Genomic DNA, 15,467 nt, shown 5'->3' on the forward strand with positions numbered 1-15,467 from the left:
GATGGCCGGGACAAGCCCGGCCATGACGAAACTCATCGTTAATTGAATGGCTTATCAAAGCCTTTCAATTGGCTGCCCGCATTTCCGGTCAGGCTCTCAACAAGACGCTCGCGCCGTGGCTTGTTACTTCCCCTCGACGAACGCTCGGAAGCGGTCGGCCCAGGCCGGGTGCCAGCGCGACAGCGCGGGGCGGTTGTCGATGATGTCGCCGGCGGCCCAGGCGATGCGGCGTTCGTCGAGGCTGCGGGGGACGTCGTTGTCCGGGCAGAGGATGTAGAAGTCACCGTCCTCGAGCCGCGCCAGCATGAAGTCGACGGTCTGCTCGGCGGTCCAGGCGCCGGCCGGCTTCTCGCTCCGGCCGCGCGCGGTCAGCGCGGTGAAGACGAAACCGGGGATGAGCAGATGCGCCGTCACTGCGCAGCCCTCGGTGGTGCGCAGCTCATGCGCCAGCGCTTCGGTGTAGGCCTTCACGCCGGCCTTCGAGACATTGTAGGCCGGATTGCCCGGCGGCGTGGTGATGCCCTGCTTGGAGCCGGTGTTGATGATCCGGCCGGGCTTGCCGCGCGCGATCATGTCCGGCGCGAAGATTTGCGAGCCGTGGATCACGCCCCACAGATTGACGGCCAGGATGCGCTCATAGGCCTCGCGCGGGCCGAGCGCGGTGCTCGGCGGCTCGATGCCGGCATTGTTCATTACCACGTCGACGCCGCCGAACCGCGCGGTGACGGCGGCGCGCAGCGCCTCGAGCTGGTCGGGGTCGGAAACGTCGGTATCCTTGGACAGCACGTCATCGGCGCCGCCGCCTGCGACATGCGCCAGCAGCTCGCCGGCGCGGGCGAGATGATCGGCGTTCAGATCCGCGATCGCCACCTTCATGCCGGCCTGCAGAAACCGCTTGGCGGCCGCAAAGCCGATGCCCGATGCGCCGCCAGTGACCACGGCGACCTGATCCTTGGCGATAGCGGGATGCGGCATGGCGGTCTCCTCGACGCGGATGGCGATGCCCGGGAGATAGGCGCAGGGGCCGAGGACGCAAGCCGAGGAGACAGGCGGACTTTCATCGTCAATGCGAGCGCAGCCAAGCCATCCAGCGGTGCCGTGCACCTGGCTTTGGATTGCTTCGTCGCTGCGCGCCTCGCAATGACGGGGGAGAGCGCGAGGTGAGATCGTTACCGCTTCTGCACGAACACCGTGCCGGCCGAGTAGCCGGCGCCGAACGAGCAGATCAGGCCGAGGTCGCCGGACGCCATGCCGTCCTGATGCTTGTGGAAGGCGATGATCGAGCCGGCCGACGAGGTGTTGGCGTAGTCGTCGAGAATGATGACATTCTCGTCGCGCGTCGGATCGCGGCCCAGCACCTTGCGGCCGATGATCTCGTTCATGTTGATGTTGGCCTGGTGCAGCCACATCCGCTTCAGGCTGTGCGGATCGATGCCGATCTCGCGGGCGTGCTCGATGATCATCTCCGAGACCAGCGGCACCACTTCCTTGAACACCTTGCGGCCCTGCTGCACGAACAGCTTGTCGACATTGTCGCGGCCTTCCGGCCAGGCGCGGTTGAGGAAGCCGGCGTTGTTGCGGATGTTGTTGGAGAACTGCGTCTTCAGCCTGGTACCGAGGATCGACCAGCCACCTTGCGCATCGTCGGCGCGCTCGACGATCGCCGCGGTGGCGACGTCGCCGAAGATGAAGTGACTGTCGCGGTCGCGGAAGTTGAGATGGCCGGAGCAGATCTCCGGATTGACCATCAGCACCGCATCGACCGAGCCGCCGCCGACGAAATCCGCCGCGGTCTTCAGCCCGAAGGTTGCCGACGAGCAGGCGACGTTCATGTCGAACGCGAAGCCGCCAAGGCCCAGCGCGTTCTGCACCTCGATCGCCATCGCCGGATAAGCGCGCTGCATGTTGGAGCAGGCGCACAGCACCGCGCCGATGCGCTCGCGCGGCTTGCCCCAGCGTTCGATCGCCTGTTCGGCCGCGGTCACCGCCATCTCGGCGAGAATCGACAATTCGTCGTTGGAGCGCTCCGGAATGATCGGGCGCATCACGTCCGGATCGACGATGCCGGGCTTGGCCACCACGTAGCGCGACTTGATGCCCGAAGCCTTCTCGATGAATTCGGACGACGACGGCTGCAGCGGCTCGATTTCGCCGGCTTCGATCCGCGCTTTGTTCGCCGCGTTGAAGTTCGCCACATAGGTGTTGAACGCCTCCACCAGCTCGGCATTGGAAACGCTGTCGGGCGGAGTGTAGAGGCCGGTCGCGGCAATGACGGCAGGGCGCACGGAAAGCTCCAGGCTCAGTGGCTGAGTGAGAGGACCGCCGGCCAAGCGATCCGCCGCGCCCTGCCGGTATCCGACGCCGTTTCGGCCGCGTCTGCTTTGACGCCGGACAAAAGGCGGAACGCGGCCACATCGTCCGTTGGTCGGGAGCGGGGAGGCCGGCGGGCGGGGCGCGCGGGCATCTCGGCCGGCACGGGCGAAAGCGGTATGAAACGCCGCGCGGCGAAACACAAGCGCGATCGCAAAAGGTGTGGCGGCCGGCGCAGATCGGGGCCAAATTCCGCGCCGAGGATCATGGTCATGGACGCACCCCACGGACATCTGCTGCACCCGCTGCCGCCCGCCGGCCCTGACGAAGTGCTGGACACCCTGCTGGCGCGCGGCGGCATCCGCGTCGAGCGTATCGTCTCGTTCGGCCAGTCGAGCCCGGACGGATTCTGGTATGATCAGAACGAGGATGAATTCGTCGTGCTGCTGTCGGGCTCTGCCGTGCTGCGGTTCGAAGACGGCGACCGCAGCCTCGACCTCACTCCCGGCACCTGGGTCGACATCCCGGCGCACTGCCGCCACCGCGTCGAAGCCACCGCGACCGATCAGCCGAGCGTGTGGCTGACGATGTTCTGGCCGGCGGCGGCGAAGTAACCTGCTTCCGCGATGGCGCTTGGGGCGTGCACCGCCGACCACGAACCACCACCCCGATCGTCGGCATCGTTCGCGTGATAGGCGCCGAGGCAAGGCCGGCGACGAGGTGACTTGCGTCCGCGGCAATCACGGCCGAGGCGTGATTTTGGTGACCTTCGTGTCTTGTTCCCCGCGGAACGATCGCTCTCGCACCCGATTACTCAGCGGGGCGTTCAGAACAGCATGGAGAGCAATCATGGCAGGCCAACTCGATGGCAAGCGCGTCGCTATTCTCGCCACCAACGGTTTCGAACAGTCGGAACTCGAAACCCCGCGCGACAAGCTGAAGGCGGCCGGCGCGCAGGTCGATATCGTGTCGCCGGAGCAGGGCGAGATCAAAGGCTGGGATCTGAAGGATTGGGGCCGGCCGGTGAAGGTCGACAAGCAACTCGGCTCGGTGAAGGCCGACGACTACGACGCGATCGTGCTGCCGGGCGGGCAGATCAATCCGGATCTGCTGCGCGTCGATCGGAACGCGCTGAAGCTGATCAAGGCGTTCTACGACGCCGGCAAGCCGGTGGCGGCGGTGTGCCACGCGCCGTGGCTGCTGATTGAAACCGGCATCGCCAAGGGCAAGCGGATGACGTCGTATCACTCGATCAAGCAGGACGTGATCAACGCCGGCGCGCAGTGGGAGGATTCCGCCGTCGTCACCGACAACGGCCTGATCACCTCGCGAAATCCGGGCGACCTCGAGGCGTTCTCCGCCAAGATCGTGGAGGAGATCCGCGAGGGCAAGCATCAGCGCCGCGCGGCCTGAGCCGCAGGCGCGGGTCGCGCGGCGGCCTCAGCCGCCGTTTCGCCATTGTGATCCGCGACAGTTTCAGGATGCGAACAACGACCGCGCCGGTGGTTCACCGGCGCGGTTTTGATGCGAGAGGAGCCGCGATGGTGCGGACGATGCGTGTGAAGTGCAGCGGCGCCGGATGTCGCCGCGGGGCGCACACTCAGATGTTGCGCCGCCGCCGCATCGGCCGGGCGCTGTGGTCGGCGCGCACCGGGATCGGCTCGGCGCCGGAGATCAGCTCGATCGGCAGCGCCAGCTTTTTGCCGCCGTTGTCGCCGCCGCGCAGATCGGTGCCCATCGCCATGATGGCCGAGCCCATCGCGGCCGAGCCGAAAGTGACGACGAAGCCGAACAGCAGCAGGCCGAGCGCGGTGCCGGGCGAGTCGTCGGCGAAGATCAGGTCGCGCAGATGGCCGGGATTGAGATACAGCAGCCCGCCGAGCAGCAGTGCGGCGATCATCACGCCGATTGCCAGATTGATCGCCAGCAGGCGAAACAGCGGTTGGCCCAGCAAGGCACTCCGGCGCGGCATGGTGTCGATCCCTTCAGTGGCGATATCCCGCCGGCGTCGCCTGCGGGCTTGGATTCGAAGCCGAAAGATACCCCAAGATATGACGCTGTTGAGCCCGCCTCGCAACCGCAAGCACGAAATGGTAGATTCGCGCGATTGTCATAGCAATACGCGTCAATACGCATTCGGTTTCGGTTTCGGTTTCGGTTTCGGTTTCGGTTTCGCTGCTCGCCCGTTCCTGCTTCCCTTATTTGCTCTGTGAGGAGACACGATTCAGATGTCGAAGCTGCGCCTTGCTTTCGTCACTTGCGCCCTCGCCGGCGCGCTGTTGTCCGCGGCGCCGGCCGAGGCGGCCCGCTGCGGCGGTGATTTCAACACGTTTGTCTCCAGCATTTCGGCCGAGGCCGCACAGGCAGGCATTTCGCAGAGCGTGATTTCCCAGGCGCTCGGCGGCGTCACGCCGGATCCTGCGGTGCTGGCATTCGACCGCCGCCAGCGCGGCACCTTCAACAAAACTTTCGAGCAGTATGTGGCGACGCGGGTCGGGCCGGGCCGGATCAAGACCGGTCGCGCGATGCTGATGCGTCATGCGTCGCTGCTGTCGCGGATCGAGCGGCAGTTCGGCGTGCCGCCGCAGATCGTGGTGGCGATCTGGGGGCTGGAATCGGATTTCGGCAAGGGTGACATGGGCAAATTGCCGGTATTCCGCGTGCTGGCGACGATGGCGCACGACTGCCGTCGCACCGAGCTGTTCCAGGGCGAGCTCTTGGCAGCGTTGCAGATTGTGCAGCGCGGCGACCTCACCTTGCGCGACATGGTCGGCGCCTATGCGGGAGAGCTCGGCCAGACCCAGTTCCTGCCGTCGTCCTACATCAAATACGGCGTCGATTTCGACGGCAACGGCCACGTCGATCTGCGCCACAGCGTGCCGGACGTGCTGGCCTCGACCGCCAACCTGCTCAAGACCGCGGGCTGGAAGGCCGGCGGTTCCTACGAGGAGGGAACGGCGAATTTCGAGGCGATGCGCGAGTGGAACCGGGCGCTGGTGTATCGCAAGACGATTGCTTACTTCGCCGACAGGCTGGTCGAGCCGTGAGCGTTCTCGCGCTGTCCTGAGCGGTCGCCGACGATCGTTACATCGCGGTCGCCGGCGTCGAGGTGGTCGGCCGGACCAGCTTGTTGATCTGGTCGAGCGTGAAGCTCTGGCCGCCGATCGACAGCTTCGGCGGGGTCTGGGTCAGGTCCACGGAGTCGATCGTGCCGTAGATCTGGGTGGAGACGGTGGCGGTCTGGCCCGACGCATCGGTGGCGACGATCGACAGCTTGTAGTTGCCGTCCGGCCATTGCGTGCCGTCGTTGCCGCGGCCGTCCCAGGCGAACGCCTGATCGTTGCCGGCGTTGATGGTGAACTTGCCCGAATACACCGTCTGTCCGGTGTCGCTCTCGATCGAGACCTGCGCCGTCACCGGCTTGTCGGTCGACAGCGACCACGTCGCCTTGCTGTCGGTCAACTGCGTCTTGCTGCCGTCGACGACGGCGCTGGCGCCGATGAAGTTGAGCGCCTGCGTCGCCTGCGCGGTGGTCTGCAGCTCCACCAGCGAGCTCAGCGATTCGTTGGACTTGAGCTGCTGTTCGATGCCGGCGAACTGCACGAGCTGCTGGGTGAACTGGTTGGTGTCCAGCGGATCCATCGGGTTCTGGTTCTTGAGCTGCGTCGTCAGCAGCGTCAGGAAGGTCTGGAAGTTGTCGGCGATCCCCGGCGTCGAGCTGGTCTTCGACTTCGCGCTCTCCGCGGAATAGTTCGCGTTCGGCGCCGAGTACGGCGTAGTCGCGGTTGAGTAATCGACGGACATGCGTGTTGCTCCTCAGATCCGGATATCGACGCCGCCGCTCGCACCGAGCATGCGGCCGTAGCCGCGGCCGGCGACGGCCGCGGGCGGCGTATCATCCTGGCTGACCACCAGTCGTTGCGGCTGTCGGCCGCCGTCCTGCTGCTGACCCTGCTGCCCGGACGACGACTGGTCGCGCAGGCTGAATTGCAGCCCGCCATTGCCGGTCTTCAGGCCGGCATCGTCGAGCGCGCGCTGCAACTGGGTCTGGTCCTGCCGCAGCATCTGCAACGTCTCGGGCTTCTCCACGGTTAAATGCGACGTCACCTGACCATGGCGGTCGACATCGATCCGGACGTCGATGCGGCCGAGTTCGGCCGGGTCGAGCCGGATGTCGAAGCGGGTGGCGCCGCCGCGGGCGCGCGCCGCGATTTCCACGGCGAGGCCGTCGACCGGCACCGGCATATTGCTCGCCGGGTTCGCGGTGAGCTGCTGGGCCCCCGCGGCGGTCGTGCCGGCGGTGGTAAGGGTCGGTTGCAGATGCGGCATCACCGCGAGAGGCGTCGGCGGCTGGCTGTTGCTGCCGACATTGGCCTGGGCCTGCGGCAGTGCCGCCTCGGCGCCGAGCGGCGAGGCGGCTGGCTTCTGGCCGCCATCCTTGCCTTCGCCGCCGTCGGCGAGCGTGTGGGCGGCCTGGGAGACGGCGTGCGGCCGGGTTTCGGCCGTTGCCGCAGCGGCCTGCGGCTGCATCGCCGCGGCCGAGGCGTTTGCGGTCGCGGTCTGGACGGCCGCACCGTCGCCGGTCTTCGCCTCGGCCTTTCCATCGGTCTTGGCGTTGGCGTCGGTCTTGGTGCCGGCCTTCGGCGCATTGGCCGCATTGGCCTGCGCGGCGAGCGCCGCGAGTTTCGGATCGGTCGCGATACCGGTCGAAGCTGTCTCCGCGGTCGCGGTCTGAGCGGTGCCTTCGACCGGCTTCGTGACAGTTGCGGTCTCGGCCGCCGCCTTGGCCTTGAGCGCCGCCGCGGCCGCGAGCGCTGCCGGCGTGCCACCGGATGCAGCGGCCGCATCGGTGGCGGTCGCATCGGCCGTCGTGATCTCGACCTTCGGCGCGATCAGCGCGGTGGCGTCCGCCGTGATCGTGACGGTCACGGCGGCATCCTCGGCCTTGGTCTGGTCGGTGCCCGTCGCGTCCGCGCTGGCCTTGCCATCGCTGGATGCGCCACCATCGGAGGATCTGGTGCCGTCGTCCTTGTCGGTTCTGGTCTTGCTGGATTTGTCGGCTCTGCCGGCATCGTCCGCCTTGGCACCCGAGGTCGTCGGTTCAGAGGACGAGGATGCGTCTTCGGCACGCCGGGAGCTCTGGTCGGCGTCGCGGCTGCGGCTGCGATCTGGCGCTTCGCTCCGCTCGGCGCGGGGGCTATGGCTGGTGCTGCGGTCGTCCGCCGCGCTGCTCGACGAACGCGAGTCCGATTTCGCGGGTGCCGCCGTAGCCTTGTCATAGGCGGCGGTATTGCTGTCGACGAGCGCGGCGAAATCCTTGGTGTGCGACGACCGCTCCTGACGCGCCGACGTGCGGGACGACGGGGAGGCGGTGCTGGCTGCGACGTCCGGCGATACGTTGACCACGGCAATCTCTCTTACGCTTCAGTCCGGAACTTCTTCAGCAAGGACCGGGCCAAACCGAAAGTGTAGGTAAAACAAACGGATGCGGGGATGCTCGGGGTGCCGGTACCAGCCGCCGACACGCTATTTCTGCCGCGGCGGCAGAATTTGCCGCGGGTCCGGCCCGCAAAACCGGGCCGCTGCGATTGCGCCTCCGGAAGGCGGCCTATATTAAAAGCCTGCATCACCGAAGTTTGCGGAATTGGCCCTGCCGCTTCCGGACAATGCGGAAGGATGACCGCGTGGCTTACGCCGGTCGCAGCTCATGACCGAACCAATGCTCAACAGTCTGGATCTCGAAGGCCGGCCGCAGGACACCCGCGTCGTGGTCGCGATGTCCGGCGGGGTGGATTCCTCGGCGACCGCAGCGCTGCTCAAAGCGCAGGGCTACGACGTCGTCGGCATCACGCTGCAACTCTACGATCATGGCGCGGCGATCCATCGCAAGGGCGCCTGCTGTGCCGGCCAGGACATCCACGACGCCCGCGCGGTCGCCGAGCGGATCGGCATTCCGCATTACGTGCTCGACTACGAGAGCCGGTTTCGCGAGTCGGTGATCGACAGCTTTGCCGACAGCTACGCCTCCGGCGAGACGCCGGTGCCGTGCATCGAGTGCAACCGCTCGGTCAAGTTCCGCGACCTCTTGGCCACCGCGCGCGAACTCGGCGCCTCGGCGCTGGCGACCGGTCACTACGTGTCGTCGCGGCGGCTCGAGAACGGATCGCGGGCGCTGGTCTGCGCCGCTGATCGCGACCGCGACCAGAGTTATTTCCTGTTCGCCACCACCCGCGAGCAGCTTCAATTCTTGCGCTTCCCGCTCGGCGACATGACCAAGCCGCAGACCCGCGAGCTGGCGCGGCAGTTCGGCCTGTCGGTCGCCGACAAGCACGACAGCCAGGACATCTGCTTCGTGCCGACCGGGCGCTACACCGACGTGGTCGAGCGGCTGAAGCCGAACGCGATGGAGCCGGGCGACATCGTCGATATCGACGGCCGCGTGCTCGGCCAGCATCCCGGTATCGTGCATTTCACCGTCGGCCAGCGCCGCGGCCTCGGCATCGCGTCGCGCGCGCCGCTGTATGTGCTGCGGCTGGATGCGGCGCGGCGTCAGGTCGTGGTCGGCCCGCGCGAAGCGCTGCTGATGGACCGGATCGTGCTGCGCGACGTCAACTGGATTGGCGACGGCGCGCTCGACGACGTGGTCGGCGACGGACTCGAACTGTTCGTCCGTGTTCGCTCGACGCGGGAGCCGCAGCCGGCCTGGCTGCGCGCCGCGAACGGCGGCTACGAGGTCGAACTCGTGGTCGGCGAGGAGGGCGTGTCGCCGGGCCAGGCCTGCGTGTTCTACGACGCGGCCGAGGGGCAGGCGCGCGTGCTCGGCGGTGGCTTCATCAAGAGCGCCGCGCCGCGCCGGTTCGAAGGCGGGCGCGAGCAAATCGAGGCGCCGGCGCTGGCCGCCGCGCGCGGCTGAAGGATTTTCGGGGCAGGGTATGGCGAACGACATCGATCGCGCGGGCGTGGCGAAAGCCTATGCGCGCTGGGCGCCGATTTACGATCTGGTTTTCGGCAAAGTGTTCGACAGCGGCCGGCAATCGACCATCGCGGTGGCCGATGCGATCGGCGGGCGGGTGCTCGACGTCGGCGTCGGCACCGGATTGTCGCTGTCGGATTATTCGAAGACTACGCGGCTGTGCGGCGTCGATATCTCCGAGCCGATGCTGCGCAAGGCGCATGAGCGGGTCCGCACGCTGAACCTCACCAATGTCGACGTTCTGGCGGTGATGGACGCCAAGAACCTGGCGTTCCCGGCCGACTTCTTCGACGCCGTGGTGGCGCAATACGTCATTACCGCGGTGCCGGACCCGGAAGCGACGCTGGACGATTTCGTCCGGGTGCTGAAGCCGGGCGGCGAGCTGATCCTGGTCAACCACATCGGCGCCGAGAGCGGGCCGCGCAAGCTGTTCGAGCTGGCGTTCTCGCCGATCGCGCGCCGGCTCGGCTGGCGGCCGGAGTTCCCGTGGGCGCGGCTAGTGAACTGGGCAGCGCGCCACGGCGGGGTGGAGCTGGCAGAGCGCCGGCCGATGCCGCCGATGGGCCACTTCTCGCTGATCCGCTATCGCAAACTGTGACATCGCCGGAACGTGGCGCCGCGCGCCACGTTGTCCGGGCATGATGTCGAAACTCTCACTCGCTCTGAGTTGCTTGGTACTGGCGTCGACCCCGGCGTCGGCGCAGGCGCCGCCGAAACCGCCAGCCGCCGCCGCTCCGGCGCCGACCGCATGCCCGCCGAATACAGCGACGGTGCATCCGCCGGGCAGCAATGCTCCCGGCGCGACGACCGGCGAAAGCCGTCAGCCGCTGGGCGACAAACTGGCCGAATCCGGCGGTGTGCTGTGCCCTCCGGCAGGTATCGATCCGGAGATTCGGGCACCGACGCCGGACGTCGGCAAGACGCCGGTGATCCCGCCGCCCGGCACACCGGGCGGCGATCCGACCATCCGTCCGAAATAGCCGAACTGGCGGGTTCAGCAGCCGGGCGGGTGTTGCTTGACAGCGCGCCGCGCGGCTCCTTATATGCCGCCCGTTCGCAGGGCTTGCTTCGCAAGGCCGATTGCGGGCCACCGTGGCGGGGTAGCTCAGCTGGTTAGAGCACGGGAATCATAATCCTGGGGTCGGGGGTTCAAGTCCCTCTCCCGCTACCACAGCCTCCAAGCGGCTATCCGATTTTGGGCGATCGAACCGGCCTCTCTGAAACCTTGGTTTAGTGCGGTGCGCAACCTCAATCGTTGCCGCGTCGCTTGTCGCAATTGGATGAGGCGCCGGCAGCCACGCGCCGTCGTCCTTGCGGGGCGCCGCAGCACTCCGCCCTTTCTTGAGTACGGGATCGTCGATCAGGCGCGGCAGCGGCTGTCCTCCAGAAGAACCCGAACTCGCTCCAAATCTGGGCCGCCGCTGATGCACTGGCGGCGTGGCGGCTTTTTGCGGGCCACCATCCGTCAGTACTCGGACCCGGCCTTGGATTCCTTCGATCCAATTTTTGCCTCGAACCGCGACGATTTCTGTCCCTGCCGTGATACGGCGGGTGTGGCGCTGGATCGCAGAGGTCGCACGGCTCCTGATCGGGCCCCGCGCATGAGGCGAGGCGGATTCAATCGCCGGGCGCCTATGCTAAGCCGCTCCCGCGGAGACCGCGCCATCGGAGGCAATGGGTTGGAATGCGATTCTTCTCGACACTGACGATCGGCGTGGCGGCCGCGGCCGTGATGGCGCTCGCACCCGGCGTAGCGGATGCGCGGGGCTGGGATACCGTGCACCGCTTCGTTCACAAGACCGGCAAATGCGGTTCGGGCAAAGAGGTGCTGGCGTCGCTGTATTCGATCGGCACGCGAACGAGCAGCGGCGAACCGATGAACCGAGACGCCCTGACCGCAGCCTCCCACGAATACCCTCTCGGCACCACCGTGGTCGTCACCAACCCCGCGAACGGGCGGACCTGCAGCATTCGGGTCAACGACCGCGGCCCGTTCGGAAAGCCGCGCGACCTCGGCGTGAAGATCGACTTCACCACCGGCGCGGCACGGTGCCTCGGCATGCGTGAAACGCAGTATGTCTGCCTGCCAGGTGAGGAGCCGATCGAGATTGCCGGGGTGCCGCTCGTGATCGACGGCAACACGGTCGAGATCAGAGGGACGAAGATTCGGCTGCGGGGGATCGACGCGCCGGAAACAGACCAGTTGTGTGTCGACGAGAAGGGCACCGGCTGGACCTGCGGTCTCGCCGCCCGCGACGAACTCGTCAAGCGGTTCGGCGAGAAGCCATGGACCTGCCAGGTCGCCGGTCACGACAAACACGGCAGGTCGCTCGGAAGCTGTGCCGTGAATGCGGAGAGCGTCGAAGAGTGGATGGTGCGGTCCGGATGGGCGATGGCGCTCGTCGGCTCGGCGCGCGTCTATGAGGCTTCCGAAGTCATCGCTCGGGACGCGCAATCCGGCATGTGGTCGGGCGCTTTCATCGCCCCTTCGGATTGGCGGCACCGAACCCGCCAGACCACCATCGTCGGGGCCGCCAACGTGCCGAGCAGCGCCCTCGACATCCTGCGCGGGCCCGCCTCGGTGGCCGATGCGCCGTCGCCGGAATGCGTCATCAAAGGCAGTATCGGCAAGGGCGGCCGATGCACTTATCAGCAGCCCGGCAGTCACCTCTACGCGAAGCTGAAGATGGGGCCGGACAACCGCTGGTTCTGCAGCGTCAAGGAAGCCGAGACGGCGGGGTGCCGGGCCGTCAAGAAATGAGCCCGATCGCCATCACGATGATGGATCTGCATTACTTCTGCCGCATCGCGCGAGCGAGTTGGTCTTCGAGCGGCTTGCGCAGATAGGCGAACGCGGTGCGCACGCCGTTCTGAATGAAGGCTTCGACCGGCATCCCGGGGACCAGCGCCTTGCCGTCGAGCTTGGCGAGTTCGCTGGGGACGAGGCTGATGCGCGCGACGTAGTAAGCCACGCCGGATTGCTGATCCTTGGTGAGGTCGGCGGCGACCCGGGTCAGTGTGCCGTCGAGTTCGGGAGTCACCGCGGCGTCGAAGGCGCTGAACCGAAGCCTGGCCGATTGCCCGACCCTGAGCCGGTCGATCATCTGCGGGTCGACCTTGGCTTCAACCACCAGAGAATCTTTGGGCACGATCAGCATGAGCTGTTCGCCCGCAGTGATCACGCCGCCGACGGTGTGGACTGATTTCTGGTGGACCAGCCCGTCCTGCGGCGCACGCAGCACGACGCGATCCAACTGATCCAGCGCGGCGATGCGGCGTTCGCCGAGATCGGCGATCTTGGTCTCGACGTCACGAAGTTCGGTCGCCACCTCGCGGCGCTGATCCTGAACCAGCTGAATGATCTGTAGTTCGGTTTCGGTGATCCGGCCCTTGGCGCGGGCGATCTCGGCGATCAACTGGCCCTCTTCACCGGTCAGCCGGGACGCCTCGCGTTCCAGCGCGGTGAGACGCGCATAGGGGACGAGGTTCTTCTCGTAGAGCTGGCGCACGCCTTCCAGCTCGGTTTGAATCCAGCGGATCTGTTCGCGCTTCGAGACGATCTGCGCCTCGAGGCCGCGGATCTCGTCCGCGATCTGCGCCTTGCGCTCGCGGAGCTGCGATTGCTGGCCGCTGATCGCGTCGCGTCGCCGGACGAACAGCGTCGTTTCGCCGTCGATCATTTCGGCGATTGCCGCAACGTTGCGACGCGCGGCGATCTCGGCGGGCAACGCCACCGTATCGCTGCCGTTCTGTTCGGATTGCAGCCGGGCGCGACGAACCATGAGCTGGTTGAGCTGATTTTCGATCAGCGCCAGATTGGCGCGCGGCATCGTCTCGTCGAGACGGACCAGCATGTCGCCGGCGCGAACTTCATCGCCGTCGTTGACGTAGATCTCGGCGACGACACCGCCGGTCGGATGCTGGACGCGGCGGACGTTGCTGTCGACCACCACCTGCGCCGGCGCGATCACGGCGCTGGCGAGCGGCGCCGTCATGGCCCAGACGCCGGCCGTCGAGGCGACGATCACCAGCGTGGCAATTCCGAGCCCGGCCGCGCGTCTGATATCGCGGAACGGATCGCCGTGGCGAGGTTTGGGCGTTGCGGATGCGGTCATGGGATCGTCCTCAACTGACGGCGGCAGCCGGCGCCGAACGCGGGTCGGGCACCGCCTGCAGCGACGTTCCGCTCGCCGCCGGGTGAGCCGCGAGCGACTTGCGCAGCACTTCGTCCTTCGGGCCGAAAGCCTGCACCTGGCCGGCCGCCAAGGTCAGCACCAGATCGACCGCGGCGAGCGCCGCCGGCCGATGCGCGATGATGACGGCGATGCCGCCGCGCGCGCGAACGCGCCGGATCGCGTCGGTCAACGCAGCATCGCCTTCGGCGTCCAGGCTCGAATTCGGCTCGTCGAGCACGACCATGAACGGATCCTTGTACAGCGCACGCGCCAGCGCGATCCGCTGACGCTGGCCGCCGGACAGCGTGGCGCCGGCTTCGCCGATCCGCATCTCGAACCCCTTCGGGAGCTTCAGGATCATGTCGTAAGCGCCGGCGACCTTCGCCGCCGCGATCACGGCGGCCTCGTCGATCTCGGGATCGAAGCGCGCGATATTCTCCGCCACCGTGCCGTCGAACAATTCGACGTCCTGGGGCAGATAGCCGATCATGCCGCCGCGGCTTTCCGCCGGCCACTGATCGAGAGTGGCGCCGTCGAGACGAATCTCGCCGCGTGCGATCGGCCATATTCCGACCAGCGCCCGCGCCAGCGTCGACTTTCCGGCGGCCGATGGGCCGATGATGCCGACGGCCTGTCCGGCCTCGAGGGCGAACGAGGCGCCGTGCACGATCGCGCTGGTGCCGCCCGGCGCCGCGATCGTCACCTGATCGACCGTGAGGCTGCTGACGGCGCGCTCGGGCGCCACCTCGGGGGCCGGAGCGTCGCCGCTGCCCAGCGCCGCGCGCAATCGTTGCCACGCCTGTCGCGCGCCGAGGAACGGACGCCAGATCGAAATCGCCAGCTCGACCGGGGCGAGCGCACGGCTGCCCATGATCGACGCCGCGATCATCACGCCGCCGCTGGCGAGGCCCTCGATCACCAAGTACGCGCCGATGCCGAGCAGCGCCGATTGCAGCATGAACCGCAGCGTCTTGGACAATGCGCCGAGCGATCCGGCGATATCGGCGTTGCGCTGCTGGGCGGCGACTAGATCGTCGTTGGCGACGGCGATCCGCGCGATCAGTCGCCGCTCCATTCCGAGCGCAGCGACGATCTCGGCATTGCGCCGGCCGGCTTCCAACTGGATGCCGCGGATCGCGCCGGCGCGCGAGGAGTCGCGAGTTGGGGCGCGGGTCAGCAACTCGGTGAGCAGCGCGATCCCGAACAGCAGCACGGCGCCCGCGACCAGCGTCCAGCCGAGATAGGGATGCAGCAGGAAGCAGCCCGCGAGATAAAGCGGCATCCAAGGCAGATCGAACAACGTCGTCGGACCGAAACCGGACAGGAACGATCGCACCGAATCCAGATCGTGCGACAACTGCAGGCCGCGATTGGCGCCGCCACCTCGCAGCGGTCCGCGCACGATGTTGCAGACGACCGGTTGCCATAGCGCTGCGTGCAACGCCGATCCGATCCGGGTCAGAATCCGCTGGCGCAGCAAGTCGAACAGGCCCTGCAGCGCATAGGCTGCCGCCACCGCAATCGACAGTGCGATCAGGGTCGGCGCGCTGTGCGAAGGGATGACCCGATCATACACCTGCAACATGTAGATCGAGCCGGTGAGCATCAGCAGATTGAGCACCGCCGAAAACAGTCCGACCGCCAGAAAGGCGCTCGTGCACGAGGCGATCGCGGTGGAGGGGAGGTCCCGAGACGCGTTTGGCGGCGGGGCTGACGATACTGCGGTCATGATACTCAATTCGGAACGACGTCGGACCGTCATGGCCGATCGCGGTCGGCGTTCGTTAGCGGGCTTCAACGTCAGTCACATGACAGGTCGGATCGCCGCGGAAATCGCAGGGCTCGCGTCGTAGTCCGGTGCCCTGCGACCAAACGCCGCCCCCGCCGTGCGCACGACGTCGTTTCGGTCCGCCGTCGAAGCCGAGCCGTCGGGGCTGTCGCGATGCCGGGCAGCCGACAGTAACGCGATGAATCGTCCGGGAATTGTCGCAGGAGCGAAGCCGAACCCG

14 protein-coding genes and 1 tRNA gene are annotated in these 15,467 nt (G+C 67.1%); 8 read left to right on the forward strand and 7 right to left on the reverse strand.

Annotation, left to right across the window (positions count from 1 at the left end; translation table 11 throughout):
* Positions 1–123: 123 nt before the first annotated feature.
* Both FLL57_RS02745 and FLL57_RS02750 read right to left on the reverse strand, forming a co-directional pair.
* Positions 124–975, reverse strand: coding sequence for an SDR family NAD(P)-dependent oxidoreductase (locus tag FLL57_RS02745; protein WP_142882064.1), 852 nt, complete (start codon positions 973–975; stop codon positions 124–126).
* Positions 976–1,169: 194 nt separating this feature from the next.
* Complete coding sequence (locus FLL57_RS02750; protein WP_142882065.1) at positions 1,170–2,285, reverse strand: beta-ketoacyl-ACP synthase III; 1,116 nt, start codon at positions 2,283–2,285, stop codon at positions 1,170–1,172.
* Between the two features lie 297 nt (positions 2,286–2,582).
* On the opposite strand from FLL57_RS02750, the gene FLL57_RS02755 reads away from it, so the two are divergent.
* Both FLL57_RS02755 and FLL57_RS02760 read left to right on the forward strand, forming a co-directional pair.
* On the forward strand, positions 2,583–2,924 hold the full coding sequence (locus tag FLL57_RS02755; protein WP_013503814.1) for a cupin domain-containing protein: 342 nt from the start codon (positions 2,583–2,585) through the stop codon (positions 2,922–2,924).
* A gap of 235 nt (positions 2,925–3,159) precedes the next feature.
* Complete coding sequence (locus tag FLL57_RS02760) at positions 3,160–3,723, forward strand: type 1 glutamine amidotransferase domain-containing protein (RefSeq protein ID WP_013503813.1); 564 nt, start codon at positions 3,160–3,162, stop codon at positions 3,721–3,723.
* Positions 3,724–3,910: 187 nt separating this feature from the next.
* Here the strand turns inward: FLL57_RS02760 and FLL57_RS02765 are convergent, their stop codons facing one another.
* Entirely contained in the window at positions 3,911–4,282 is a 372-nt protein-coding gene (locus FLL57_RS02765) for a hypothetical protein (protein ID WP_013503812.1), read from the reverse strand.
* A gap of 256 nt (positions 4,283–4,538) precedes the next feature.
* Between FLL57_RS02765 and FLL57_RS02770 the strand changes: the two genes are divergently transcribed.
* Positions 4,539–5,357 (forward strand): lytic murein transglycosylase, encoded by an 819-nt coding sequence (locus FLL57_RS02770; protein WP_142882066.1) that lies wholly within the window; start codon positions 4,539–4,541, stop codon positions 5,355–5,357.
* Positions 5,358–5,394: 37 nt separating this feature from the next.
* On the opposite strand, the gene FLL57_RS02775 is transcribed toward FLL57_RS02770, so the two are convergent.
* A complete protein-coding gene (locus tag FLL57_RS02775; RefSeq protein ID WP_142882067.1) occupies positions 5,395–6,114 on the reverse strand; it encodes a flagellar hook capping FlgD N-terminal domain-containing protein in 720 nt (239 codons plus the stop codon).
* A gap of 12 nt (positions 6,115–6,126) precedes the next feature.
* The gene (locus FLL57_RS02780; RefSeq protein WP_142882068.1) at positions 6,127–7,716 is read right to left on the reverse strand and encodes a flagellar hook-length control protein FliK; all 1,590 of its coding nucleotides are present in this window, start codon (positions 7,714–7,716) and stop codon (positions 6,127–6,129) included.
* Between the two features lie 313 nt (positions 7,717–8,029).
* On the opposite strand from FLL57_RS02780, the gene mnmA reads away from it, so the two are divergent.
* From mnmA to FLL57_RS02805, 5 genes are all read left to right on the forward strand, one after another.
* Positions 8,030–9,223 carry a tRNA 2-thiouridine(34) synthase MnmA gene (gene mnmA, locus FLL57_RS02785; protein WP_142884151.1) on the forward strand — a complete coding sequence of 398 codons (1,194 nt, stop codon included), beginning with the start codon at positions 8,030–8,032 and terminating at the stop codon, positions 9,221–9,223.
* Between the two features lie 19 nt (positions 9,224–9,242).
* Entirely contained in the window at positions 9,243–9,881 is a 639-nt protein-coding gene (locus FLL57_RS02790; protein WP_013503807.1) for a class I SAM-dependent methyltransferase, read from the forward strand.
* A gap of 40 nt (positions 9,882–9,921) precedes the next feature.
* Positions 9,922–10,263 (forward strand): hypothetical protein, encoded by a 342-nt coding sequence (locus tag FLL57_RS02795; protein ID WP_142882069.1) that lies wholly within the window; start codon positions 9,922–9,924, stop codon positions 10,261–10,263.
* A 114-nt stretch (positions 10,264–10,377) separates the two neighbouring features.
* Positions 10,378–10,454, forward strand: a tRNA-Met gene (locus FLL57_RS02800).
* Between the two features lie 543 nt (positions 10,455–10,997).
* On the forward strand, positions 10,998–12,044 hold the full coding sequence (locus FLL57_RS02805) for a thermonuclease family protein (protein WP_235677197.1): 1,047 nt from the start codon (positions 10,998–11,000) through the stop codon (positions 12,042–12,044).
* 31 nt (positions 12,045–12,075) lie between these two features.
* On the opposite strand, the gene FLL57_RS02810 is transcribed toward FLL57_RS02805, so the two are convergent.
* Both FLL57_RS02810 and FLL57_RS02815 read right to left on the reverse strand, forming a co-directional pair.
* Complete coding sequence (locus FLL57_RS02810) at positions 12,076–13,398, reverse strand: HlyD family type I secretion periplasmic adaptor subunit (RefSeq protein ID WP_142882071.1); 1,323 nt, start codon at positions 13,396–13,398, stop codon at positions 12,076–12,078.
* Positions 13,399–13,408: 10 nt separating this feature from the next.
* Positions 13,409–15,187, reverse strand: coding sequence for a type I secretion system permease/ATPase (locus FLL57_RS02815; protein ID WP_142882072.1), 1,779 nt, complete (start codon positions 15,185–15,187; stop codon positions 13,409–13,411).
* Between the last annotated feature and the right edge of the window lie 280 nt (positions 15,188–15,467).

It is taken from the genome of Rhodopseudomonas palustris (assembly GCF_007005445.1).
GTDB classification, from domain to species: domain Bacteria; phylum Pseudomonadota; class Alphaproteobacteria; order Rhizobiales; family Xanthobacteraceae; genus Rhodopseudomonas; species Rhodopseudomonas palustris_G.

Excerpts from the sequence above, each read along its gene's own strand:
- FLL57_RS02745 (WP_142882064.1), bottom strand. The coding sequence starts at position 975 with ATGCCGCATCCCGCTATCGCCAAGGATCAGGTCGCCGTGGTCACTGGC.
- FLL57_RS02755 (WP_013503814.1), top strand. The coding sequence starts at position 2,583 with ATGGACGCACCCCACGGACATCTGCTGCACCCGCTGCCGCCCGCCGGC.
- FLL57_RS02760 (WP_013503813.1), top strand. The coding sequence starts at position 3,160 with ATGGCAGGCCAACTCGATGGCAAGCGCGTCGCTATTCTCGCCACCAAC.
- FLL57_RS02765 (WP_013503812.1), bottom strand. The coding sequence starts at position 4,282 with ATGCCGCGCCGGAGTGCCTTGCTGGGCCAACCGCTGTTTCGCCTGCTG.
- FLL57_RS02770 (WP_142882066.1), top strand. The coding sequence starts at position 4,539 with ATGTCGAAGCTGCGCCTTGCTTTCGTCACTTGCGCCCTCGCCGGCGCG.
- FLL57_RS02775 (WP_142882067.1), bottom strand. The coding sequence starts at position 6,114 with ATGTCCGTCGATTACTCAACCGCGACTACGCCGTACTCGGCGCCGAAC.
- mnmA (WP_142884151.1), top strand. The coding sequence starts at position 8,030 with ATGCTCAACAGTCTGGATCTCGAAGGCCGGCCGCAGGACACCCGCGTC.
- FLL57_RS02790 (WP_013503807.1), top strand. The coding sequence starts at position 9,243 with ATGGCGAACGACATCGATCGCGCGGGCGTGGCGAAAGCCTATGCGCGC.
- FLL57_RS02795 (WP_142882069.1), top strand. The coding sequence starts at position 9,922 with ATGATGTCGAAACTCTCACTCGCTCTGAGTTGCTTGGTACTGGCGTCG.
- FLL57_RS02810 (WP_142882071.1), bottom strand. The coding sequence starts at position 13,398 with ATGACCGCATCCGCAACGCCCAAACCTCGCCACGGCGATCCGTTCCGC.
- FLL57_RS02815 (WP_142882072.1), bottom strand. The coding sequence starts at position 15,187 with ATGACCGCAGTATCGTCAGCCCCGCCGCCAAACGCGTCTCGGGACCTC.